Source organism: Aureimonas jatrophae (assembly GCF_900104035.1).
Taxonomy (GTDB): domain Bacteria; phylum Pseudomonadota; class Alphaproteobacteria; order Rhizobiales; family Rhizobiaceae; genus Aureimonas; species Aureimonas jatrophae.
The window spans coordinates 14,496-36,511 of record NZ_FNIT01000007.1; the positions used below are offsets into that span (position 1 = coordinate 14,496).

General features: G+C 69.7%; 20 protein-coding genes, 1 tRNA gene and 1 pseudogene. 12 read left to right on the forward strand and 10 right to left on the reverse strand.

Annotated elements, in window-relative coordinates; translation table 11 throughout:
* Nucleotides 1–20: 20 nt before the first annotated feature.
* The 4 genes and pseudogenes from BLQ76_RS15095 (at nt 21) to BLQ76_RS15110 (ending at nt 5,337) form a co-directional block, all read left to right on the forward strand.
* Complete coding sequence (locus tag BLQ76_RS15095) at nt 21–815, forward strand: phosphoadenylyl-sulfate reductase (RefSeq protein ID WP_425285173.1); 795 nt, start codon at nt 21–23, stop codon at nt 813–815.
* A gap of 10 nt (nt 816–825) precedes the next feature.
* Nucleotides 826–1,764, forward strand: a pseudogene (gene cysD, locus BLQ76_RS15100) (sulfate adenylyltransferase subunit CysD); the annotation flags it as partial.
* Nucleotides 1,764–3,509: a sulfate adenylyltransferase subunit CysN gene (cysN, locus tag BLQ76_RS15105; RefSeq protein WP_090674906.1), complete on the forward strand. Its 1,746-nt coding sequence runs from the start codon at nt 1,764–1,766 to the stop codon at nt 3,507–3,509. The pseudogene cysD and the gene cysN, both read left to right, overlap by 1 nt.
* A gap of 151 nt (nt 3,510–3,660) precedes the next feature.
* Complete coding sequence (locus BLQ76_RS15110) at nt 3,661–5,337, forward strand: MHYT domain-containing protein (protein WP_090674909.1); 1,677 nt, start codon at nt 3,661–3,663, stop codon at nt 5,335–5,337.
* Between the two features lie 7 nt (nt 5,338–5,344).
* Here the strand turns inward: BLQ76_RS15110 and BLQ76_RS15115 are convergent, their stop codons facing one another.
* Complete coding sequence (locus tag BLQ76_RS15115) at nt 5,345–6,250, reverse strand: LysR family transcriptional regulator (protein WP_090674911.1); 906 nt, start codon at nt 6,248–6,250, stop codon at nt 5,345–5,347.
* Between the two features lie 115 nt (nt 6,251–6,365).
* Here BLQ76_RS15115 and BLQ76_RS15120 point away from each other — a divergent pair, with 115 nt between their 5' ends.
* Nucleotides 6,366–7,475, forward strand: a complete 1,110-nt coding sequence (locus BLQ76_RS15120) for an aldo/keto reductase (RefSeq protein WP_090674913.1) — start codon at nt 6,366–6,368, stop codon at nt 7,473–7,475.
* Between the two features lie 58 nt (nt 7,476–7,533).
* Nucleotides 7,534–8,577: a zinc-dependent alcohol dehydrogenase family protein gene (locus tag BLQ76_RS15125; protein ID WP_090674915.1), complete on the forward strand. Its 1,044-nt coding sequence runs from the start codon at nt 7,534–7,536 to the stop codon at nt 8,575–8,577.
* Nucleotides 8,578–8,616: 39 nt separating this feature from the next.
* Here BLQ76_RS15125 and BLQ76_RS15130 read toward each other — a convergent pair whose 3' ends face one another.
* On the reverse strand, nt 8,617–10,758 hold the full coding sequence (locus BLQ76_RS15130) for a TonB-dependent siderophore receptor (RefSeq protein WP_090674917.1): 2,142 nt from the start codon (nt 10,756–10,758) through the stop codon (nt 8,617–8,619).
* A 157-nt stretch (nt 10,759–10,915) separates the two neighbouring features.
* On the opposite strand from BLQ76_RS15130, the gene BLQ76_RS15135 reads away from it, so the two are divergent.
* On the forward strand, nt 10,916–11,797 hold the full coding sequence (locus tag BLQ76_RS15135) for an alpha/beta hydrolase (protein ID WP_090674919.1): 882 nt from the start codon (nt 10,916–10,918) through the stop codon (nt 11,795–11,797).
* 10 nt (nt 11,798–11,807) lie between these two features.
* On the opposite strand, the gene BLQ76_RS15140 is transcribed toward BLQ76_RS15135, so the two are convergent.
* The 4 genes from BLQ76_RS15140 to BLQ76_RS15155 all read right to left on the reverse strand — a co-directional run bounded on the left by BLQ76_RS15140 (nt 11,808) and on the right by BLQ76_RS15155 (nt 14,362).
* The gene (locus BLQ76_RS15140) at nt 11,808–11,993 is read right to left on the reverse strand and encodes a Trm112 family protein (protein ID WP_090674921.1); all 186 of its coding nucleotides are present in this window, start codon (nt 11,991–11,993) and stop codon (nt 11,808–11,810) included.
* A gap of 41 nt (nt 11,994–12,034) precedes the next feature.
* Nucleotides 12,035–12,718, reverse strand: a complete 684-nt coding sequence (locus BLQ76_RS15145) for an LON peptidase substrate-binding domain-containing protein (RefSeq protein ID WP_090674924.1) — start codon at nt 12,716–12,718, stop codon at nt 12,035–12,037.
* A gap of 88 nt (nt 12,719–12,806) precedes the next feature.
* A complete protein-coding gene (gene trxA, locus BLQ76_RS15150) occupies nt 12,807–13,805 on the reverse strand; it encodes a thioredoxin (RefSeq protein WP_090674926.1) in 999 nt (332 codons plus the stop codon).
* Nucleotides 13,802–14,362, reverse strand: coding sequence for a prolyl-tRNA synthetase associated domain-containing protein (locus BLQ76_RS15155; RefSeq protein WP_342028261.1), 561 nt, complete (start codon nt 14,360–14,362; stop codon nt 13,802–13,804). Before BLQ76_RS15155 ends, trxA begins: the two co-directional genes overlap by 4 nt.
* Nucleotides 14,363–14,568: 206 nt before the next feature.
* Here BLQ76_RS15155 and BLQ76_RS15160 point away from each other — a divergent pair.
* The 4 genes from BLQ76_RS15160 to BLQ76_RS15175 all read left to right on the forward strand — a co-directional run bounded on the left by BLQ76_RS15160 (nt 14,569) and on the right by BLQ76_RS15175 (nt 16,394).
* A tRNA-Gly gene (locus BLQ76_RS15160) sits at nt 14,569–14,643 on the forward strand.
* A 253-nt stretch (nt 14,644–14,896) separates the two neighbouring features.
* A complete protein-coding gene (locus tag BLQ76_RS15165) occupies nt 14,897–15,289 on the forward strand; it encodes a GFA family protein (RefSeq protein ID WP_090674928.1) in 393 nt (130 codons plus the stop codon).
* A 141-nt stretch (nt 15,290–15,430) separates the two neighbouring features.
* Nucleotides 15,431–16,045, forward strand: coding sequence for a hypothetical protein (locus BLQ76_RS15170; RefSeq protein ID WP_090674930.1), 615 nt, complete (start codon nt 15,431–15,433; stop codon nt 16,043–16,045).
* Between the two features lie 136 nt (nt 16,046–16,181).
* Complete coding sequence (locus tag BLQ76_RS15175; RefSeq protein WP_090674933.1) at nt 16,182–16,394, forward strand: hypothetical protein; 213 nt, start codon at nt 16,182–16,184, stop codon at nt 16,392–16,394.
* A gap of 57 nt (nt 16,395–16,451) precedes the next feature.
* Here BLQ76_RS15175 and BLQ76_RS15180 read toward each other — a convergent pair whose 3' ends face one another.
* Nucleotides 16,452–16,655, reverse strand: a complete 204-nt coding sequence (locus BLQ76_RS15180; RefSeq protein WP_090674936.1) for a hypothetical protein — start codon at nt 16,653–16,655, stop codon at nt 16,452–16,454.
* Between the two features lie 305 nt (nt 16,656–16,960).
* On the opposite strand from BLQ76_RS15180, the gene BLQ76_RS15185 reads away from it, so the two are divergent.
* A complete protein-coding gene (locus BLQ76_RS15185; RefSeq protein ID WP_244519662.1) occupies nt 16,961–17,530 on the forward strand; it encodes a DUF4142 domain-containing protein in 570 nt (189 codons plus the stop codon).
* 376 nt (nt 17,531–17,906) lie between these two features.
* Here BLQ76_RS15185 and BLQ76_RS15190 read toward each other — a convergent pair whose 3' ends face one another.
* The 3 genes from BLQ76_RS15190 to BLQ76_RS15200 all read right to left on the reverse strand — a co-directional run bounded on the left by BLQ76_RS15190 (nt 17,907) and on the right by BLQ76_RS15200 (nt 21,664).
* Entirely contained in the window at nt 17,907–18,110 is a 204-nt protein-coding gene (locus BLQ76_RS15190) for a hypothetical protein (RefSeq protein ID WP_090674939.1), read from the reverse strand.
* Between the two features lie 57 nt (nt 18,111–18,167).
* Nucleotides 18,168–19,169, reverse strand: coding sequence for a matrixin family metalloprotease (locus BLQ76_RS15195; RefSeq protein WP_170842611.1), 1,002 nt, complete (start codon nt 19,167–19,169; stop codon nt 18,168–18,170).
* A gap of 251 nt (nt 19,170–19,420) precedes the next feature.
* Nucleotides 19,421–21,664, reverse strand: a complete 2,244-nt coding sequence (locus BLQ76_RS15200; RefSeq protein WP_090674943.1) for a beta strand repeat-containing protein — start codon at nt 21,662–21,664, stop codon at nt 19,421–19,423.
* Nucleotides 21,665–22,016: the final 352 nt, after the last annotated feature.

Genomic DNA, 22,016 nt, shown 5'->3' on the forward strand with positions numbered 1-22,016 from the left:
GCGCGCCGGCTGCCGCGGCGATCGAGGGGACGGACGCGTTGCGCGCCCTCAGCCTCGAGCTCGACGCGGCCTTCGCCACGCTCGACCCGGAAGGGCGCCTTCGGCTTCTGGCCGAGCGCGTACCGGGCCGCACCGTGTTCACCACCTCGCTCGGGATCGAGGACCAGATGCTGACGCATCTCGTGTTCCGCGCCAAGCTCCCCATCGAGGTCGTGACGCTGGATACGGGCCGCCTCTTTCCCGAGACCTACGCGCTCTGGCAACGCACCGAGGAGCAGTACGGCCGGCGCATCAAGGCGAAATACCCGCAGGCGGACGCGCTGGAGGCTCTGATCGACGACCAGGGCATCAACGGCTTCTACTTCGCGCCGGAGATGCGAAAAGCCTGCTGCGGCGTGCGCAAGGTGGAGCCGCTGGGACGCGCCTTGGCGGGCGCCAGCGGCTGGGTCACGGGCCTGCGCCGCGACCAGTCACCCAACCGCGAGAAGCTCGACTTCGTGGAGTTCGACGAGGCGCGGGGGATGGTCAAGGCCAACCCGCTCTTCGACTGGACGCGCGAGGAGATCCGCGTCTTCACGGCCGAGAACGGCGTGCCGGTGAACGAGCTCCACGACAAGGGCTTCCTGTCGATCGGCTGCGCTCCCTGCACGCGCGCCATCCGCCCCGGCGAGGTGGAGCGTGCCGGCCGCTGGTGGTGGGAGGAGGAGACGCTGCGCGAGTGCGGCCTCCACATGGACGCGAGCGGCCGGTCCGTGCGCGCCCGCGACGGCAAGCCGGCTCCCGGCGACAGCGCCTTCGAGACCATTCCGTCCTGACGTCTTCGGCGCCCCGGCGCTCCCGAGTTCCAAGGTTTCCCGATCCATGACCCCGATGACCCATCTCCAGCGCCTGGAGGCCGAGTCGATCTTCATCATCCGCGAGGTGGCGGCCACCGCCGAGAACCCCGTGATGATGTATTCCATCGGCAAGGACTCGGCGGTCATGCTGCATCTGGCGCTGAAGGCCTTCGCGCCGGGGCGCCTCCCCTTCCCCGTGCTCCACGTCGACACGACCTGGAAGTTCCGCGAGATGATCGAGTTTCGCGACCGCACGGCGCGCGAGAAGGGTTTGGACCTCATCGTCCATACCAACCAGGAGGGTCTGGCCGCCGGCGTGAACCCCTTCGACTCCGGCTCGCGCACCCATACCGACATCATGAAGACCGAGGCGCTGAAGCAGGCGCTCAACAAGTACAAGTTCGATGCGGCCTTCGGCGGCGCGCGCCGCGACGAGGAGAAGTCGAGGGCCAAGGAGCGCGTCTTCTCGCTGCGCACCGCCGAGCATCGCTGGGACCCCAAGTCCCAGCGCCCCGAGCCCTGGAACCTCTTCAACACGCGCAAGCGCCAGGGCGAGAGCTTCCGCGTCTTTCCGCTGTCGAATTGGACGGAAGGCGACGTCTGGGACTACATCGCGATCGAGGGGATCGAGGTGGTGCCGCTCTACTTCGCCAAGCCGCGCCCCATCCTCCGGCGCGACGGGACGCTGATCATGCGCGACGACGATCGCATGAAGCTTCTGCCCGGCGAGACCGAGGAGATGATGACGGTGCGCTTCCGCACGCTCGGCGACTATCCCCTGACCGGCGCGGTGCCCTCCACGGCCTCGACGCTGGAGGAGGTCATCGCCGAGATGCGCGCGTCCCGCTCGTCGGAGCGTGAGGGCCGGGTGATCGATCGCGACGGCGGCGCCTCGATGGAAGAAAAGAAGCAGGAAGGCTACTTCTGATGTCGAGCGCGCTGCACAAGACCGAAGGCGACGCCGTGCTGGAAGCGGCCAGCAACACCGCCGCCGTCGCCGAGATGGATAGCTATGCCGGTCCCGCGCCCGATGCGCTCGCCGACCCCGAGGGGCGCGCGGCGGCGCTCGCCCGCGCGGGCGCCAAGGCGTCTCTCCTGCGCTTCATCACCTGCGGCTCGGTGGACGACGGCAAGTCGACCCTGATCGGTCGCCTCCTGTTCGACACGGACTCGGTCTTCGACGACCAGATGGACGCGCTCAAGCGCGACTCGAAGAAGTTCGGCACGACCGGCGAGGACCTCGACTTCGCGCTTCTCGTCGACGGCCTGTCGGCCGAGCGCGAGCAGGGCATCACGATCGACGTCGCCTATCGCTACTTCTCCACCGCATCCCGCGCGTTCATCATCGCCGACACGCCGGGCCACGAGCAGTACACGCGCAACATGGCGACCGGCGCCTCCCAGGCCGAGCTCGCCGTGATTCTCGTGGACGCCCGCAAGGGCATCCTGCCCCAGACGCGGCGCCACTCCTTCATCACCTCGATGGTCGGCATCAAGTCGGTGATCGTGGCGGTCAACAAGATGGACCTCGTCGGCTTCGACCAAACGGTCTTCGACGAGATCCGCGCCGCCTACGAGGCGATCCGCCCGCAGCTCGGCTTCACCAGCGTCACCTACGTGCCGCTGTCGGCCAAGAACGGCGACAACCTCGCCTCGCGCTCAGCAGCCTCGCCTTGGTACGAGGGACCGACGCTGCTTGAAGCCCTAGAGCGGGCGCAACCGCCCGAGACCGGCGGCACGTCGGCGCGCTTCCGCCTGCCGGTGCAGTGGGTGAACCGGCCGAACCTCGACTTCCGCGGCTTCTGCGGCCAGGTCGCGGGCGGTGCCGTGAAGCCCGGCGACGCCGTGCTCTCGCTGCCCAGCCGCCGCCGCTCCACGGTGCGCGAGGTGCTGGGGCCGGACGGCGCGAAGGCGGAGGCCCATGTCGGCGAGGCCGTCACGCTGACGCTGCACGACGAGATCGACGCCTCGCGCGGCGACGTCCTCGTTCATGCCGACGATCCGATCCGCGCGCACCGGCTCCTCCAGGCCGAGATGCTCTGGATGGTGGACCGGCCGCTGATCCCCGGCGGGCGCTTCATCCTGCGCCTCGCCTCCGCCCAGACGCCCGCCAACGTGCGCTCGCTCGACGAGGCGATCGACATCCATTCCTACGAGCCGCGCCGCGCCAACGCGCTCCTGATGAACGAGATCGGGCGCGTCACGATCGCGCTCGACCGGCCCGTCGTCGCCGCGCCGTACGAGGAAAGCCGCGCGCTCGGCGCCTTTATCCTCGTCGACCAGCTGACCAACGAGACGGTCGCGCTCGGCGTCGTCCGCTCGACGCCCGACCGCGGCGAGGAGGCGACCGCCGCCCCCCGCCTCGCGCCGCCGCCCCATGTCGAGGACACGCTGCCGGCCGCCACGCGGTGGGAAACCTTCCGGCGCCTGTGGCTCGGCTCGGCGCTCGCCGCCGACCCGTCGAGGGCGCGCGGCGTCACGCTGTTCCGGGCGGCGTCGGCGATCCTGGTTGGTCTCCTGGTGCTCGTGATGGGCCTGCATCTCTGGCAGGCGATCCTGGTCGGCGCGCTCGACTTCGGGCTTCGCCCGCTGCTGCGCCGCCTCATGGTTCCGCGCGAGACCGAGGTGCCCCGACCCGACCCGAGCGACGTGCGGGACGGCGCGGGCATCTAGCCGGTTCCCGTAAAAAAGACCCCGGCGCGAACGCGCCGCGGGAACGCTGCGACGGGGCTGCGAATTTTTGCGCCGACCCGTCGCTCGCGAGGGCGACCTGTGGCAATGCCATGCGACCCGAGCCGGTCGCGCCCGCAGGAACCCGTTTCGCATGTTCCATGGCCATCATGACCTCGTCTTCCTCGGCCTGTCGCTCGCGGTCGCGATGCTGGGGGCCTGGACCGCGCTGGACCTGTTCCGCCGCGTCGAGGGCAAGGCGGGGCGCGAGCGCGGCATCTGGCTGGGATCCGCGGCCTGCGCGATGGGCCTCGGCATCTGGTCGATGCACTTCGTGGCGATGCTGGGCTTCGATCCCGGCGCGCCGGTCAGCTACGATCCGGCGCTGACCCTCCTGTCGCTGGTGCTGGCGGTGGGGGCCACGGCGGTCGCCTTCGTCGTGGCCGCGTCCGACCGGGCGGGCCGCGCCCCTCTCGTGGCGGCCGGGACCCTGATGGGCATCGGCATCTGCCTCATGCACTATGTCGGGATGGCCGCGCTCGAGACGGCGGTTCCGATGGGCTACGACATGCCGCTCGTCGCGCTGTCGCTCCTGATCGCGATCGTGGCCGCGACCGCGGCGCTGTTCGTCGCGCGCGGCGAGAAGGGAACCGCGACGCGGATCGCCGCCACCGTCGCGCTCGGCCTGGCTGTCGTGGGCATGCACTACACGGCCATGGCGGCGCTGAGCCTCATGCCGGTCGGCGGCCATGCCATGGGCGCCGGCGCGGCGCCGGCCTACCCACTCGCGTTCGGCGTCGCCGGGACGACGATTCTGATCCTGTTTCTGGCGCTGATGGCCTCGCTCTACGATCAGCGGGCCAACATCCTGGCCGCCCTCGAGGCGGGGGGCGTCGGCTACTGGGAACTCGACCTGCGCAACTGCCACCTCCATATCTCGCCCAAGGGCAAGGCGCTGTACGGCCTGGCCGCCGACGAGCGGCTGAGCTATGCCGAGGCGCTGAACCGGATCGCACCCGGCAGCCGGGCCGAGCGCGAGCGCGAGCTCGCCCAGGCGATCGCCACCGGCGCCGACTACGACGTCGAGTATCCGCTGCTCGACGGCGGGCGCTGGGTCAACGCGCGGGGCCGCACCATGGCGGACGGCAACGGGCGGGCGACGCGCATGGTCGGGGTCGTGATCGACGTCACCGAGCGGCGCCGCGCGCTGGAGCGCATCGTCGTCAGCGAGCGGCGGCAGCGCCTCCTGGTCGACGAGCTGAACCACCGCGTCAAGAACACGCTTTCGACGATCCAGTCCCTGTCGCGGCACATGGCGTCCGGCGCCCCTTCGGTGGCGAGCTTCCACCGCGACCTGGAGGGACGCATCCTGGCGCTGTCCTCGACCCACAACGTCCTGACGCAGCGGGGATGGGAGGGCGCCGATCTCGCCGAGATTTTGACGGGCACGCTGGCGTCCCATCCGCCCGAGCGGGTCGTGCTGGGCGGGGGAAGCGTGACGCTCGATACCCGCGAGGCGCTGGCGATCGGCATGGTGTTTCACGAGATGGCGACCAATGCCGCCCGGCACGGCGCGCTGGCGGGCCCAGAGGGGCGGATCGAGGTGCGCTGGCGCCTGGAGCAGGGTGCGGACGGCGAAGCCCTCCACCTCGACTGGCACGAGCTCGGCCTTGCGAGCGAGACACCGGCGCCCCGGGAACCGGGTCTCGGCCTTCGCATCATCGGCCGCAGCATCGAGGGCGAACTCGGCGGCGAAGCCCGCATGGAACGCCATCCCGGCGGCATCCGCTGGCGCCTCCGGATCCCCGTCCGCGCCCGCGCGACGGCCTGACGGCCCGCTAGCGCAAGGGCCCGCGCCAGCGCAGCGCGTCGATCAGCGCACGCAGGGCCGGCGGCGTCTGGCGCCGGCTCGGATGGTAGAGGTGGCAACCCGAGAAGGGCGGGCACCAGTCGTCCAGGACCTGCACGAGGCGACCGCTCGCGATGTCGCTGGCGACGCTTTCCTCCATCATGTAGCCGAGCCCCGCGCCCGCGCGCACGGCGGCGAGCGCCAGGCCGCCGTCGTCGTCGGCGATCAACGGACCGGTGACGCGGACCTGGACCTCGCGACCGTCGCGCTCGAACTCCCAGGGCAGGAGCCCGCCCGCCGAGGCCAGGCGATGGCAGAGGCAGCGGTGGCGCGCGAGATCGGCCGGCGTCTCGGGCGGCGCGAAGCGCTCGAAATAGCCGGGCGTGCCGACCACCACGGTGCGCAGATCCGGCCCGACGCGCACCGCCACCATGTCGCGCTCCACAGTGTCGCCGAAGCGGATGCCGGCATCGAACCCCGACGCCACGATGTCGGTCAGCTCCTGAGCGATGTGGATCTCCACCTCGATCGCGGGATGGTCCAGGAGGAAGCGCGGCAGGCGAGGCTCCAGGATCGTCTGCGCGATATAGCCGAACGTGGTCACGCGGACCGTGCCGGACGGCTCCGCGCGCGCTTCGGCCAGGTCCGCCAGCCCGGCGTCGATCTCGTGGAGCGCCGGTGCGAGCCGGGCGAGCAGACGCTCGCCGGCCACGGTCGGGGCGACCGAGCGCGTCGTGCGCTGGAGAAGGCGGACGCCGAGCCGCTCCTCCAACCCGCGCATCGCGTGGCTGAGGGCGGACGGCGACAGGCCGAGCCGGGCGGCGGCGCGGGTGAAGGACCTCTCCCGTGCGACCGCCGCGAAAAGATGAAGATCGTCGAGGTTGCTGCGCCGCATTGCTGCATCTCGCTCACAAGCCCATGCCGGTCGCAAGCCCTAATGCCAGCCGGGCATCCGCCGTAGATCTGGCCCGACGCCGCCCGGTGCGGCCTGTCTTGAGGGTTTTCCGTCCATGAACGATCCATCCTTTCGCACGCTCGGCCGCTCCGGCCTCGTGGTCAGTCCGCTCGCGCTCGGCACCATGACCTTCGGCGCGGGACGTTGGGGCTCCGACGAGGCGGTCTCGCGCGCCGTGTTCGACAGCTACTTGGAAACCGGCGGCAACGTCCTCGACACGGCGGACGTCTATTCGGGCGGCCGGTCCGAGGAGATGGTCGGCCGCTTCGTGCGCGAGGCGGGCGTGCGCGACCGCGTGGTGATCGCCACCAAGTCGGGCTTCCCGCGCGCGGAGGGCACGCCGATGGCCGGCGGCAACGGCGCCAAGAACATCCGCCTCGGCCTCGAGGGATCGCTGCGCCGGCTCGGCACGGACCATATCGACCTCTACTGGGTCCACGTCTGGGACCGCACCACGCCGGTGGAAGAGGTTCTGCAGACCCTCGCCGCCGCCATGCACCGGGGCGACATCCTCCACTACGGCTTCTCCAACACGCCGGCCTGGTACGTCGCGCGTCTCGCGACGCTGGCCGAGGCCCACGGCCTGCCCCGCCCGATCGGTCTCCAGTACAGCTACTCGCTGGCGGATCGCGGCGCCGAGCTCGACGTCGTGCCGATGGGCCGGGAGCTGGGTCTCGGCCTCGTGCCCTGGAGCCCGCTCGCCGCGGGCCTCCTGACCGGCAAGTACGGGCGCGAGATGCTGGCGAAGGCGGGACCGGCGGGTGCGGTCCCCAACCGCGCCGGCGAGGAGGCGGCCGGCGACGAGGGACGGCTGGCGGGCGACAACCCGTTCGGCGGCATGCTCTTCACCGAGCGCAACTTCGCGGTGGTGGACGCCCTGCGCGCGGTCGCCGACGAGATCGGACGCCCCATGGCGCAGGTCGCGCTCAACTGGGTGGCCGGGCGACCGGGCGTCTCGACGGTTCTGGTGGGCGCGAGCCGACCCGAGCAGATGCGCCAGAACGTGGCCTCGCTCGGCTTCGAGCTGACCGCCGACCAGCGCACGCGGCTGGAAGCGGCGAGCGCGTTGCCGATGCTCAGCCCCTACTTCATCTTCGGCCTGCCGCGCGAGATGCTGTTCGGCGGCTGCCGCGTCGAGCCCTGGAGCGCCGGCGCCCCGGCTTGACGGGGCGGAGGGGCGCGTCCGACAAGCGTCGGACCGCCCCATCGCCGAGGAGCCTCCCATGAAAGCCATGCTCTTCGAGCGCTTCGGCCAGACGCCGGAGATCCGCGACGTGCCGGATCCCGCGCCCGCGCCGGACGGCGTCGTGATCGAGGTCGTGGCGACGGGCCTGTGCCGCAGCGACTGGCATGGCTGGATGGGCCACGACACCGACATCCGCCTGCCGCACGTGCCGGGTCACGAGTTCGCCGGCACGATCGCGGCGGTGGGGCGGGACGTGCGGCGCTTCCACGCGGGCGAGCGGGTGACCGTGCCCTTCATCGCCGCCTGCGGGCGCTGCGCCGAGTGTCATGCCGGCCACCAGCAGGTCTGCGAACAGCAGTTCCAGCCGGGCTTCACGCATTGGGGCTCGTTCGCGCGCTTCGTCGCGATCGACCGCGCCGACCACAACCTCGTCGCCCTTCCCGAATCCATGGAGTTTGCCACCGCCGCGAGCCTCGGCTGCCGCTTCGCCACCTCGTTTCGCGCCGTGGTGGACCAGGGGCGCGTGCGCGGCGGCGAGTGGGTCGCGGTGCACGGGGCGGGCGGCGTCGGCCTGTCGGCGATCATGATCGCCCGCGCGCTCGGCGCGCGCGTGGTGGCGGTGGACGTCGAAGCGCGAAAGCTCGATCTGGCTCGTGCGATGGGCGCGGAAGCGGTTGTGAACGCGCGCGAGGTCGCCTCCGTGGTGGAGGCCGTGCGCGAGACGACGGGCGGCGGTGCGCATGTCTCGCTCGACGCGCTCGGCCACCCCGAAACCTGCTTCAACTCCATCGCCGGCCTGCGCCGGCGCGGTCGCCACGTCCAGGTCGGCCTCCTGCTCGCCGAGCATGCGCGCCCGACGATCCCCATGGACCGGGTGATCGCGTTTGAGCTGGAGATCTACGGCAGCCACGGCATGCAGAGCTGGCGCTACGATGCGATGCTGGCGATGATCTCCGCCGGAACGCTGCGGCCCGACCGGCTGATCGGCGAGACGATCCCGCTCGCCGCGGCCGTTCCGGCGCTCACGGCCATGGGCAGCCAGGCGCCGGACGGGATCACGATCATCGATCCCCGTTTGTAGGAGCCGGCGGGGCGGCGCCGACGGCCGCCCCGTTTCGCGTCAGAAGCGATAGCGCAGCGAACCGATGACCTGCCGCCCCTGGTCGCGGTAGCAGAAGCCGCCGTTGCAGGTCGTGTCGTCCTCGTCGAACAGGTTCTTGGCGTTGATCTGCGCCTTGACGCCTTCCAGCTTCTCGTTGGCCGCGCCGAAGTCGTAGGCCACCATCGCGTCGATCATGACGCGGCTGTCGTTCTCGCGCGTGTTGCGCGCGTCCGCCCAGGTCGGCCCCAGGAACCGCGTGCCCGCACCGAAGCTCAAGCCCTCGGCGATGCCGTCCTGCACCGTGTAGTCGGTCCAGAGCGAGAACTGTTGGCGCGGGATGCCGAGCGGAACGAAGCCGAGGTTGTCGCCGCCCGTGTTCTCGAGGTCGAGATAGGTGTAGGCGCCGGTCACGTTCAGCCCTTCCACGACGCTCGCGGTCAGCTCCAGCTCGAAGCCCTGCGAGGTGACCTCTCCCTGCTGGATCTGGAAGCCGTTGTTGACGGGATCGGTCGACAGGACGTTGGTCTGTCGGATGCGGAACAGCGCGGCCGTGGCGAGAAGGTTGAGGTCGGCGGGCTTGTACTTGATGCCGACCTCCTCCTGCTCGCCTTTGGACGGGCTGAAGGCCGAGCCCGAGAACGTGGAGCCGACGGTCGGGGCGAACGAGGTCGAGTAGCTGACATAGGGCGAGAGCCCGTTGTCGAAGAGATAGGCGAGCCCGACGCGCCCCGAGAAGTTCGTGTCGTCCTGCTCGTTGCTCGCGGTCGAGGGCAGGATGTTGAACGTCTTGGTGGTCAGCCAGTCGTAGCGCCCGCCCAGCGTCAGGACGAAGCGCCGGTATTCCGCCTGATCCTGCAGGTAGACGCCGGTCTGGTTCTGCAGCGTGTCGAGGCGGTAGGCATCGATCGCGCTCGGGCCGTCGATGCGCTGCTGACCGTAGTTCAGCCGGACGAGGTCGAGATCGGGCGCGGCCGTGAAGCCGTAGGCAGTGCTGGCGTCGATATAGCTGTAGTCGATGCCGCCGAGGACCTGGTGCTTCACCTCGCCCGTGTCGAAGTCGAACTGGGCCTGGTTGTCGACCTGGAACGTGCTGGCGGTGCTCGGGATGCGCCAGGCCGAGCGCGTGGCCGTCAGGCGGTCGGGCGAGATCGCATCGATCTGCGTGTACTTCACGTCGGCGTCGACATGCGCCGTGCGCAGGTTCTGGCGCACCGTGACGGTCTCGTTGAAGCGGTGCTCGAACTCGTAGCCGATGCGCCACTGCTCCTGGTCGAAGTCGGCATAGGCCGGGTCGGTGAGCTGGTAGGGCGTCGGCCGGCCGTTCTCGGTGAAGTAGCCGACGCCGCCGCCCGTGGTGAGATCGCCGTACTCGCCGAGGATGGTCAGGTGCGTGTTGCGGTCGTCGGAGCGGAACGTGAAGGCGGGCGCGATCACCCCCCGGTCGTCCGCGACACCGATATAGTCGGTGTCGGCGTCGCGGGCGACGCCGGTGAGGCGGTAGAGGAAGTTGTCGCCCTCGCCCATCGGGCCCGAGGCGTCGAAGTTCAGCTGGCGCCGGCTCTGCGTGCCGATCTGCGCCTCGACCTCGTAGAACGGGTCCTCGGTCGGGCGCTTGGAGGTGAGGTTCACGATGCCGCCCGGCGAGCCGCCGCCGTAGAGAACCGAGCTCGGGCCCTTCAGGATCGTGATGCCCCCCAGCGTGTAGGGCTCGGTCCGGGGAAAGGCGAAGCCCGCGCCGAGCTCGCGCAGGCCGTCGCGGTAGACACCCGTCTCCTGGACGTTGAAGCCGCGGATGTAGAAGCTGTCGAAGCGCGGGTCGAAGCCGAACACGCTGGTGGTGACGCCCGCCGTGTAGTTCACGGCCTCGGTCAGCGTCTGGACCTTGCGGTCCTCGATCTGCTCGCGCGAGACCACCGCGATCGATTGGGGCACGCGCTCGATCGCCGTGTCGGTCTTGGTGCCGGCGCGCACCTCGCTGGCGACGTAGCCCTCGGTTTCCAGGCCACCGCCCTCGCCGGTGCCCGCCTCGCGCCCGTTGCCGTCCACCACGACCGTATCGAGCGTGACGCTGTCCTGCGCACGGGCGGCCTGGGCCGAGGCCAGCGTCAGGAGCGAGACGCCCAGAAGACGCGAGAGGTGAAGGACGGGACGAGGGGGCATGGCAGGATCCGGATGCTCTGGAGGAGTGCGGTCCACTCGGCTAAGGAAAGTTGAACAGTAGAGTCAACATTCGAGCCGGCCTCCATCCCCCGTTGCGGCGGATTCCGCCCGTCCCCGAGCCGGATCGCCGCCGACTGCCGTAAAAAGGACACGCGTTTTGGACCCGTTACAAACGACGCCGCGGCCGGCGGGCCTGCCCGATACGGTGGTCCTCGACCTCGCCCCGGAGGGCGCGAGCGAGCCCTGGCGCCTCTTCGTCTACGTGCCGCCGGGCCCAGCACCGGCGGCCGGCTGGCCGCTTCTCGCGATCACCGACGGCAATGCGATGATCGCGACCGCCGTGGACACCGTGCGCGTCCAAGGGGCCTATCCCGACAGCACCAACGTCGAGCCCGGCGTCGTCGTGGCGGTCGGCTATCCGACCGACGCGGCCTACGACTCGCTGCGCCGCTCGCTGGATCTGTCGCCTCCGCCGGGCCGCACCTATCCGCCCTTCACCGAGAACGGGCCGCAGGTGCGGACCGGCGGCGCGGACCCGTTTCTGCGCTTTGTCGAGACCGACGTCCTGGCGGCCGTAGGGCGGCTCGCGCCCGTGGACGCTGCGCGGCGCACGCTGTTCGGCCATTCCTTCGGCGGCCTCTTCGCGCTCTACGCGCTGTTTTCGGGAAGCGATGCGTTCAGCCGCTTCGTGGCCGCGAGCCCGACGATCTACTGGGAGGACGGCGTCCTTCTCGACGCGGAGGAGCGGTTTCGAGCGCGCGGCGCGCGGCCCGGCACGCTGGTCCACCTGTCGGCCGGGCAATACGAGGGCGATGCGCTCGCCCCCTTCCAGTACGGGCGCGAGGATACCGACAAGCGACGCGCGGCGGCGCGCTCCGTGCGCACGCTGGATCTGACGCAGGCGATGGCGGCGCGCCTGGCGAGGGTCCCCGGCCTGCAGGCGACATGCGAGATCTATCCCGGCGAGACGCACATGACGATGCTGCCGGTCTCGGTATCGCGGGCCGTGCGCGTCGCCTTCGAGGCACGGCGCGCGTGACGGCGAGCGGCTAGTCGAGGCGGCGCGCCTCGGCGGGCAGCATGATCGGAATGCCGTTGCGGATCGGATAGGCGAGGCGCGCGCTCTCCGACACGAGCTCGGCCCGCTCGCGGTCGTAGCGCAGCGGTCCCTTGGTCAGGGGGCAGACGAGGAGTTCCAGGAGCTTGGGGTCGGGCTGCGGCGTTTCGGCGGTCATGAATGGTCCTTAGCGCAGCGCGGCCGACCGGAAAACCGCGATCACTGGAGCACCGTCGGCCCGCCGTCCTCGCGCCCCTCGCGGGCCAGCGCGATCTCCACGATCGCGACCAGCGTTTCGGCGCGCGTGCGAAGGTCGGGTGCCTCCAGAAGCGCCTGCTTCTCGGCCGGGCCGTAGGGGCTCATCATGGACAGGGCGTTCACCAGCGTCTCGTTGGAGGCGCGCGTGACGCTGTCCCAGTCCGCTTCCAGCTGGTTGGCCTGGAGATAGGCGCGAAAGGCGCGCAGCAACTCCTCGCGATCGACCTCGTCGGCGCCCGCCGCCGCGTCGAAGTCGACCAGAAAGGGCGTCACGCGGCACAGGCGGTAAGGCAGGCCGCGCGCGGGCGCCTCCTCGGCGACGCGAAAGCGCACGATGCCCTGCAGGTTGAGGAGATAGCGTCCGTCGCCCGACTCCGTCAGCGACGTGATGCGCCCCAGGCACCCCACGGCGCACAGCTCGGGCTCGCCCGCCTCGTTCACCGCCCCGTCGAGGCGCGGCTGGATGATGCCGATGACGCGTGCGCCCTGCATGGCATCGTCGATCATCGCGATGTAGCGCGGCTCGAAGATGTTGAGCGGCATCTGGCCGCCCGGCAGGAGCAGGGCGCCCGACAGGGGAAACACGGCGACCGTTTCCGGCAGATCCGCGCTCGAGCGATAGGTCTGGTTGCCCGCCTGAACCAAGTGGCGCCTCCCTTTGAGCGACCCCAACTGGCGCGCCCGCCCCCGAACTCAAGAGGGCGCGACGCGAAGCGACAGCCCGCGGTCCGCCTCAGCGGAACAGGAGCGAGGACAGCTTGCGACGACCCTCCTTGGTGGCCGGATCGGTCGGGCCCCAGACCTCGAAGAACTCCAGGAGCTTGCGGCGCGCGCCGTCGTCGTCGAAGCTGCGGTCGCGGCGGATGATTTCCAGAAGATGTCCCGCCGCCGCCTCGCGGTCGCCCTTGGCCTGGGCGATGAGAGCGAGGTCGAAGCGCGCCTGGTGGTCGTCGGGATCGCCTTCCAGGCGGGCCTGCAGCGTCGCGGCGTCGCCGAGCTGGCCGATCTCGTCGGCGAGCTTCAGCTTGGTCTTCACGGTCGCAAAGGCGGGATCGTCGAGCATGGCCGGCGGCAACTGGTCGACCACGGCCCGGGCGCGCGCGGTGTCGCCCGCCGCCAGATAGCATTCCGCCAGGCCGGCCGCGGCCGCGGCGTTCTCGGGATCGTGCTGCAGGACCGCAGCAAAGACCTGCGCGGCGCTGGCGGCATCGCCCGCCTTCAGGAGTTCGCCCGCCTCCTTCAGCGCCTCGGCCACGGGATCGCCCGCGCCCGCCCCGCCGGGTCCGGCGAGCCGGTCCACGAAGGCGCGCACCTCGCTCTCGGGCAGGGCGCCCATGAAGCCGTCCACGGGCTGGCCGTTCACGAAGGCGAAGACCGCCGGAATCGACTGGACGCCGAGCTGGCCCGCGATCGAGGGGTGCTCGTCGATGTTCATCTTCACGAGCTTGACGCGCCCGCCGGCGGCCTGGACCACCCGCTCCAGGATCGGCGTCAGCTGCTTGCAGGGTCCGCACCAGGGCGCCCAGAAGTCCACCAGCACCGGCTGGTTGCGCGACTCGCGGATCACATCCGTCGAAAAGGCGGCGGTGGTCGTGTCCTTCACCAGATCGCCCGACGCCGTCGGGACGCCGCCCGCCGCCGGAGCGGGAGCGCGCGCCGGCGCAGCGGATGCGGGGGCCGTGGTCTGGCGCCCGTAGCCGCCGCCGAAGCCGGAACCGTAGGGATTGCTCATGAGGGGGCTCCGTCGTTGGAGGCTTCGCTGAGAGGCGTCACGATCGGCTCGTGGCCGGTGGCACCGAGGAAGCGGAGAAGATCGGCAAGCGGGAGCGACGTGGTCGCCCGGTTGGTCAGCGGGTGGGCGTTCAGGATATCGTGTCGCAGGAGGCGCTCGTCCAGAACCAGCGTCACCTCCCCCGCGCGGTCGTTCACGAGGCCGAGCACGGTGACCGAGCCCGGCTCGACGCCGAGCATGCGTCCCATGCGTTCGGCGTCCGAAAACGACAGGCGGCCCGAGGCGCCGATCCGCCCGTGCAGCGTTTTCAGATCGACCGGCGTATCCTCGGCGGCGGTCACCAGGAAGTGGCGGCCCTTCTTGTCCTTCACGAAGAGGTTCTTGGTGTGGACGCCAGGAATCGTGCCGCGCAGAGCCTGCGACTCGTCCACCGTGAAGACGGCCTCGTGCTCCACGGTGCGCGTCGGGACCTTCGCCTGCGCGAGCGCCCGGGCCAGCTCGGGGGCGAGACGCTCCAGCACCGGATCGGACGGAGGAAAATCGGCGTCGGCGCTCAAGGGCCCTCGCAAACACTATCAGGGCGCGGATCGCGCCTCCCGGGTCCGCCTCCTATCGAAGCGGCCGCGGCGGGCGTCAAGCGTCCGCTGGCCGGGGCACCGGCCGACATCGCCGCGCGGGCTGCAATTTTCCCTGTTGCATCCCCGGCCGCGATACGTCATAAGGCCGTCATCCGCGGCGCCAACGGCGCTTTGGCGGGGAGCGGGCGGGTGTAGCTCAGGGGTAGAGCACAACCTTGCCAAGGTTGGGGTCGAGGGTTCGAATCCCTTCGCCCGCTCCAATTTCCTTCCAGATCATCATTCTAGTCCTACCGGCTTTCGGCTCGACGGCCGCGTTCCGCTTCGTCGGGGCACGCCCTGTCGATCTCATGGACCCAGCCCGCCCGATCGGGGCGGCCGTGCAACGTCTTCGCGTGCGGTCCGGCTCCTCGCACCGAGCCTGTCACCCGACATCGCTGAGCGGTCCGGCGTATTCGATGGATCGATGCCGGGGCATGATGGTGCGCAACAGCCTGCATCAGGAAGGAAGACATCATGGATCGCGTTCTGGGTGGGTGCCTGTGCGGCGACGTGCGCATCGCAGCGGCGGGCGCGCCGAACCGGGTCGGCCTCTGCCATTGCCTCGACTGTCGCAAGCATACGGGATCGTTGTTTCACGCCACGGCGATCTTTCCGCAGGACGCGGTGACGATCGAGGGAGCCACGCGCGACTACGCGGGCCGCTTCTTCTGCGCGCGCTGCGGATCCACGGTCTTCGGTCGCTCCGGCGACGAGATCGAACTGGGTCTCGGGACCCTGGATGCGCCCGACCAGTTCGCGCCGACCTACGAGCTGTGGACCGTCCGCCGCGAAAGCTGGTTGCCGTCCTTTCCGCTCGCGCGCAGCTTCGAAGGGAACCGGGACGGCGACCGGCGCCGCGAGGACTGAGACCTTGCGGTGCCTCGGACGCGCGACGGGCCGTTGACGCATCGGTCCGGCCGCGTCGCCTTGAATCCACCGCGATCCGGGCCACGTGTCGCGCTTCCGGTCGCGCCCGGCACGGGCGCGCCGTAGCGAAAGGTTGATCGCATGCATCGCTCAGTTCGAACCGCGCTGGTGCTTCTGGGATCCTTGGCTGTCTCGACGTCGCTCGCCGCCGCGCAGGACGGCCAGCCGAGCCGCGTTCGCGGCACGATCGCCGCCGTGGACGGCAACACCTTGTCGGTCACCTCGCGCGAAGGGCCGGTGGTCACGATCACCATGGCCCCCGATGTCGGCGTGCGCGGCGTGACGGCCGCCTCGGCCGGCGACATCAAGCCGGGCGACTACGTGGGAGCGGCGACGCTCCCGGGCGAGGGCGGCCGGGCCGGGGCGCTCGAGGTGCTGATCTTCCCGGCCGCGATGAAGGGCGCCAACGAGGGCAGCTTTCCGTGGGACCTCCAGCCCGGCTCGACGATGACCAACGCCACGGTCTCGAACGCGGTGGAAAGCGTGTCGGGCCGCGAGCTGACGCTGACCTACCCGACCGGCTCCAAGCAGATCACCCTGCCGGCGAACGTTCCCGTAGTCACCTTCGCCGAGGCGACGAAGGCCGACCTCAAGCCCGGCGCCCCGGTCTTCGTGCCCGCGACAAAGGCGGCCGACGGCTCGCTCACGACCGCCTTCGTGGTGGTCGGGAACCAAGGTGTCGTACCGCCGATGTGACGGGATCGTCGCAAGCGTGACGCCTGCGCTGCGCTCCGAGCGTCGGCCAGACACGCTGCGGCGTCGCCGACGTCGGGGCGGAACCCTCCGCCTCGACGAGCCTTCCCCCGATGGTCCAACCCAGGAGGAAGTGCAGATGTCCCAGATCAGCAAGACCGCACCGGACGGCACCGAGTTCCGCGACGACGGCTCGAAGGTCGCCACGCAGGACAACCCGTCCGGCGAAACCGAGACCGAAAAGGTCCGGCGCGAGGAAAGCCGGCTGCCGAACGGCGGCGTGTCGCCGGAATACGAGGACGCCGAGCACGAGGGCGGGATCGCCGCGCCGGGTCCGCGCACCGGAGCCTGAGATCGCCCGCACCGGTTCAAGATTCGCCAGCGCCCGGGACCGCCCTGTCGCCCGACCCTAGGGCGGCGGTGCGGCGGGCACGGGCGCGGGCGTCACCTGCCGGCCGCGCTCCTGCGCGTTCTGGATCGTCTCGATCTGCCGGGCCTCGCGGCCGCGTCCCAGATCCTGCAGGAACAGGAAGCCGAGACCGAACAGGAGCACGAGCGAGGCGGCGAGCAGCGTGTAGCGCGCGGTCTTCTTCGCAGCGGTCCGGGGTCGCATGATGATCTCCCTCCGTTGGCACGGATCACCTGACCGCAAGCCCGTCCGGCGCGTACCGGTTCCCTGACCCCGGCCCCGATCGGCGCCGGATCCGCCGCCTGCGGACGCCCCTTGGCGTGCCGAGCCTCGAAGCGAACCCGTGTCGGCAGCGACGAAAGCGCACGCCGCGCCAGCGCGATGCCCATGCCGGATGGCTTCTCGCGACGTTTGAATAGTCAGCCACCCGAATAGATCGCCGGCGGAGCGGTCACGACGTTCGCTCGCCTTACAACCCGGGAGGGATCCACCCCTCTTGGAGACAAACCATGATGCACCGCCGCCAGATGCTGGCCAGCGCCGCCGCCGCCTCCGTCGCCCTGATGGCGACATCCGTCCTCGCCCAGTCCGCCATGCCCGGCGAGGCGGCGATGGGCGAGGCCGAGATGAAGCATGCCAAGGAGACCGGAATGGTGGGCGCCCTGTCGCTCGCCACCAGCCGCGTCGCCGAGGAGAAGGCGACCGACGCCATGGTGAAGCAGTTCGCCGGCTTCGAGGTCGCCGAGCAGGAAACGATCGCCGACATCCTCATGTCGATGAAGGCCGACCCGATGCAGGCCGAGGGCGCCCTCAAGAAGCCGAGCGAGGCCGAGGTCGAGGCGATGATCGATCCCGCCGGCAAGGAAAGCCTCGAGAAGCTGCGCGGCCTGTCGGGCGCCGAGTTCGACAAGATGTACGTCATGGCTCAGCTCGACGGACACCGGAAGCTCCTCACCATCCAGGAGGACTACCTGAAGGCGGGCAAGAACCGCGAGCATCTCTCGGTCGCCAAGCTGGCGCGCGGCCAGGTCCGCGAGCACATCGCGCTTCTGGAAGACCTGCAGTCCAAGATGGGCTGACGCGGGCTGCCGGCCTCATCAGGGCACCCGCGCCCCGACGGGTGCGGGTAGCCGCCGCGGGCGGAAACCCGGACCGTCGACGGTTCGGCTCCCGCCAGGACCCGGGCCCGCGCATGGGTTTCGGGGCTCCGTTCCGCGCGCTCGCCAGCCGACGCGAGCGATCACCATGGCCGGTCAGGTCGGCTCGCTGGTGTGGCGCGCGAGCGGATCAGCCCCAGCCCGACGAGTGGCATCGGCCTGGCTTTCGCCCCGCGAAGCGCCGAGCGCGTCGAACACCGCTGCGACACGCCGCGGAAGGATCATAGCGGGTGCGCCCGCCTTGTCGCGCGGATCGAGCCGGGGGAGCGGCCGCGATCCGGTTCGCCCGGCCTGGAACCTACAGGCCGCCGGGCATGCCCGGCACGGCAGGCCCCGGACGCGTCGGATCGGGCTCGCCGGCCGGATTGCTCTCGGCCGGCTTGGTCGGTGTGTCGTTGCCGATGCCGGAACCGATGCCCGGCCGGCCGATCGCATCGTCACCTTGGCCGGGCAGAACGGGCTCGGGCAGATCCTGACCGGGCTGGTTGAGCGGGTTCGACATGGACGTCCTCCTTCGTATCGGAGGAGGACGGACGCCGCCCCGGTTGGTTCCCTCGGATCAGGCGACGTAGCTTTGCGAGAACTCGCCCTGCGTCACGCCCTGCAGGATGATGATGTCGCCATCGGCGAGCTGCAGCAGCGCCGAGCCGTCGGAGGCGGTGGCGACCGCATAGGTCCGGCCGCCGACGTTCAACCGATCCCCTTCCGCAAAGGCGTAGTCGGTGACGATGTCGGCACCGCTGCCGGGCATGAAGACGAACGTGTCGGCGCCCGCCCCGCCCGACAGGACGTCGTTGCCGAGATTGCCCGACAGCGTGTCGTTGCCTAGGTTCCCGTAGACCCAGTCGTTGCCCTGACCACCAGAGACCTCGTCGCCGTCGTGGCCGCCCTGGACGAGGTCGTCGCCCTGGTTGCCCTGGAGGACGTCGCGACCGAGCCCGCCCTGCAACGTATCGGCGCCCTCGAGACCCGAGATCACGTCGTTGCCGCGACCTCCCGTCAGGATGTCGTTGCCGGCCGTACCAGGCAGGGAGAAGCCGCGGTCCGATGGACCGTAGAGGCCCTGGATCGCCGCGATGTCGGAGGCGGACGGCAGGGTCTGCGCGCTGAGGTAGGGATACATGATCGAGGTCGGATCATCCGTATGGGCAAGTCCGATCGCGTGGCCGATCTCATGGATGGCAACCGCCTGGAAGGACGCGCCGCCGGCGGTCGGGTTCCAGTTCTCGGCGATATCGAAGGCGACCTCGGCTTGAAGGGTCTTTGCGCCCTGATACTGCCAGTAGGCCAGGGCCAGGGTTCCGCCCGCGCCATCGAACGTGTCCCAGCCGAGCTGGATCTGGGCGGACGCGGTCGCGACTTCCTGGAAATCGATGTTGGCAAGGCTTTCCCACACGTCGAAGGCCGCCCGGACCGCAGCCTGGAAGGGTGCGGACAGGATCGATTCATCGAAGCCGAAGAACTCCGCCCCCAGGAGGTTGAAGCTCCACGTCACGACGCCGCCCGGTGTTCCGGCCGCGTCCGAGGCTCCCCATCTCGTGCCTGTGTAAGCCGCTGCCATCCCGACCCCTTCTCTCCAGCGGCCTGAGCCCATGCCCAGCACCGTGAAACCGAGCTTGCCGCCGTGAAGAGCCCTGGCGGGACAACCGGAGACTGTCGATGGTTTCATCGCGATCAGGCGGATCGCCGGTCCGCAGGACGGGCGGACAGGGGCGCTTCCGCCCGGGTTCGTCGAAACCATGGCTTGCCGCGCGCAAACAAAAAGGCGGCCTGAGGCCGCCTCCTTGTTGGTCGTCAGGGGCCGATCGGCGATCAGACCGGGTCCGTTGTCACTGCCGGCAGGTTGATGGCGCCGGTGATATCGATGACGGCGTCGTTGTCGGTTCCGGTGTTGTTAACCACAAGATAGGTGCCCAGAACGTTGCCGACCGTCGCGTTCACGACGGCAACAGTTCCTTCGCCGACCAGAGTACCAAGGAGACCTCCAACCAAGTCACCGACGACCGGAATTTGCGTAAGTGGTTCGAGATTCACGAGCACATCAAGGTCGATGAGTTGCTCTTGACCATTCAGTCCAACGACCACGACCGTATCCTCGTCACCGTCGAAGTCGGTGATCGTGTCGCCGTCGCCGACCACGAACGTGTCGCTTCCCGGACCGCCCGTCAGCGTGTCGTCGCCCGCACCGCCGATCAGCGTGTCGTCGCCGGCTCCGCCGAAGAGGCTGTCGTCGCCGTCGCCACCCTCGATCGAGTCGTCGCCGCCGTTGCCGTAGATCACGTCGTCGCCGTTGCCGCCGATGATCGTGTCGGCGCCGTCGGCGGAGTCGTTCGCACCGTTGCCGCCGTAGATCGTGGCCGAGCCATCGAAGTCCGAGAGGTCGATCTGGTCCTCGCCGGAACCGCCGTAGACCACCACCGAGGTGTCATCGCTGTCGTCGAGGCTGAACACATTGATCGTGTCGTCGCCCAGGCCGCCGTAGACGGTGAGGCTTGCGTCCGCACCCAGGCCCGCGGTGACGGAGTCGTCGCCGGCATTGGTGTAGAAGACGGACTCGCCGCCGAAGAGCGCGGCGTTGACCGTGGTCGCGCCGTCGGCCGCATCCGTGACGCCGTTGCCGCCATAGACGGTGTTGTCGCCGGAGCCGAGGAGGTTGATGACGTTCTCGCCGGTACCGCCGACGATCAGGTTGTTGCCGTCGGCAACCTCGTCGCTGGTAGCGTTGAAGACATCGTCGATCGTCAGATCGAACACGTTGGCCGCAATCTGCGCGAGCACGATGCCATTCTGGATCGACTGCTCGGGCAGGACATTCAGAGCGTCGCCAAGATCGGTGGTGTTGAAACCGACCACGATCGTGTCGTTGCCGAGCCCACCGTAGATCGTGTTGTCGCCGTCGCCGATCACACCCAGCAAGTCGTCGCCGCCGTTGCCGTAGATCAGGTTATCGCCGTCCCCGATGACGCCGAGAATGTCGCTGCCGTCATCAACGCTGTTGATGGCATTGCCGCCGTAGAGCGTGTTGTCGCCCCCGCCGATAACCAGCGCGACGTCGTTGTCGGCGCGGCCACCCACGACGAGGTTCGCACCTTCGCCGATGATGCCGACCACATCGTCGCCCACGCCGCCGTAGACCGTGTTCGCGCCGTCGCCACGAATGGCGATGCCGTCGATGCCGCCGTTGCCGTAGACGAGGTTGGCCCCGCTACCGTCGATCAAAATGAGGTCGTCGCCATCCGCCTCGGCGGTCACGCCGTTGCCGCCGTAGACGGTGTTGTCGCCATCGCCGTCGATGAAGACGAGGTCGCTGTCGTCGACGCCGCCAACCACGAGGTTGTCGCCGTTACCGACGATGACGATGTCGTCGTCGCCGAACCCGCCGTAAACGGTCGCGCCGGCATTCGCCCCCACGAAGATGTCGTCGTCGCCGCCGTTGCCGTAGACGAGAGCCGAGCCGGCGCCCTCGCTGACGGTGATCTCGTCGCCGCCGTCCACCGAGTCGTTGAGCGCGCCGCCGCCGTAGACCGTCGCGGTCTGGCCGGCGTCGGCCCGCGCGGTGATCGAATCCTCGCCCAGGCCGCCGTAGACGAGGTCGTTGCCGGTGCCCGAGTCGATCGTGTCGTTGCCGCCGTTGCCGTAGAGCGTATCGTTGCCGGCACCTGCGGTGATGGAATCGTTGCCGTCGTCGGGCTGCGTGTAGGAGCCGCCGCCGAAGACGACGTTGTCGCCGCCGCCCGCATCGATCGTGTTGGCGCCCTCGCCGCCCACGATGACGTCGTTGTCCGCCGTGCCGGTTGCGGAGCCGCCCGCCGACAGGACCGTGAAGTCGCCGCCCGCCGCCAGGACGATGGCATCCGCGTTGGCGGCGAGCTCGGCGTAGGTGACGCCGGTCAGCGTGAGCACGGTGCCGGCGGTGGTGACGATCTGCGTCGACCCGTCGGTCTCGCGGATGTCGAAGATCTGAGCGGTGGTGAGGTTCAGCGTCAGCGTGTCCGCGGCCGGATCGAACGTGTCGATCGACCGGGTCGCCAGACCCTCGTAAAGAAATTCGGCCATTGTCTCTCCTGGAGCCCCAAGGGTTCGATGAGGGGGCGGGCGTGCACACCGCGCACCCTCCCGTCGCAGGCGTCATTACAACCCGGTAATGCAACCATACGGCGAGTTGTATGGATCGATGCGCGTCGCGAGACAAGACAGCGAGTCTGGTATTTTGCATCCCTTGGTTGCGTGTGATGCCAAACCGACACAGAGTGGTTTCGCTTCGGAAAAGATACGGACTATAACCTTTGTAGCGGCTTAGGGTGCGTGCCTCGTTGGCGCGAGCGCTTAGACGGCAGCCCAACTCGTCGAAATTATCTGCAACCTAGAGCCGCATTATACGCCGGTTCTCGGCGCAAACGCTTCGGGC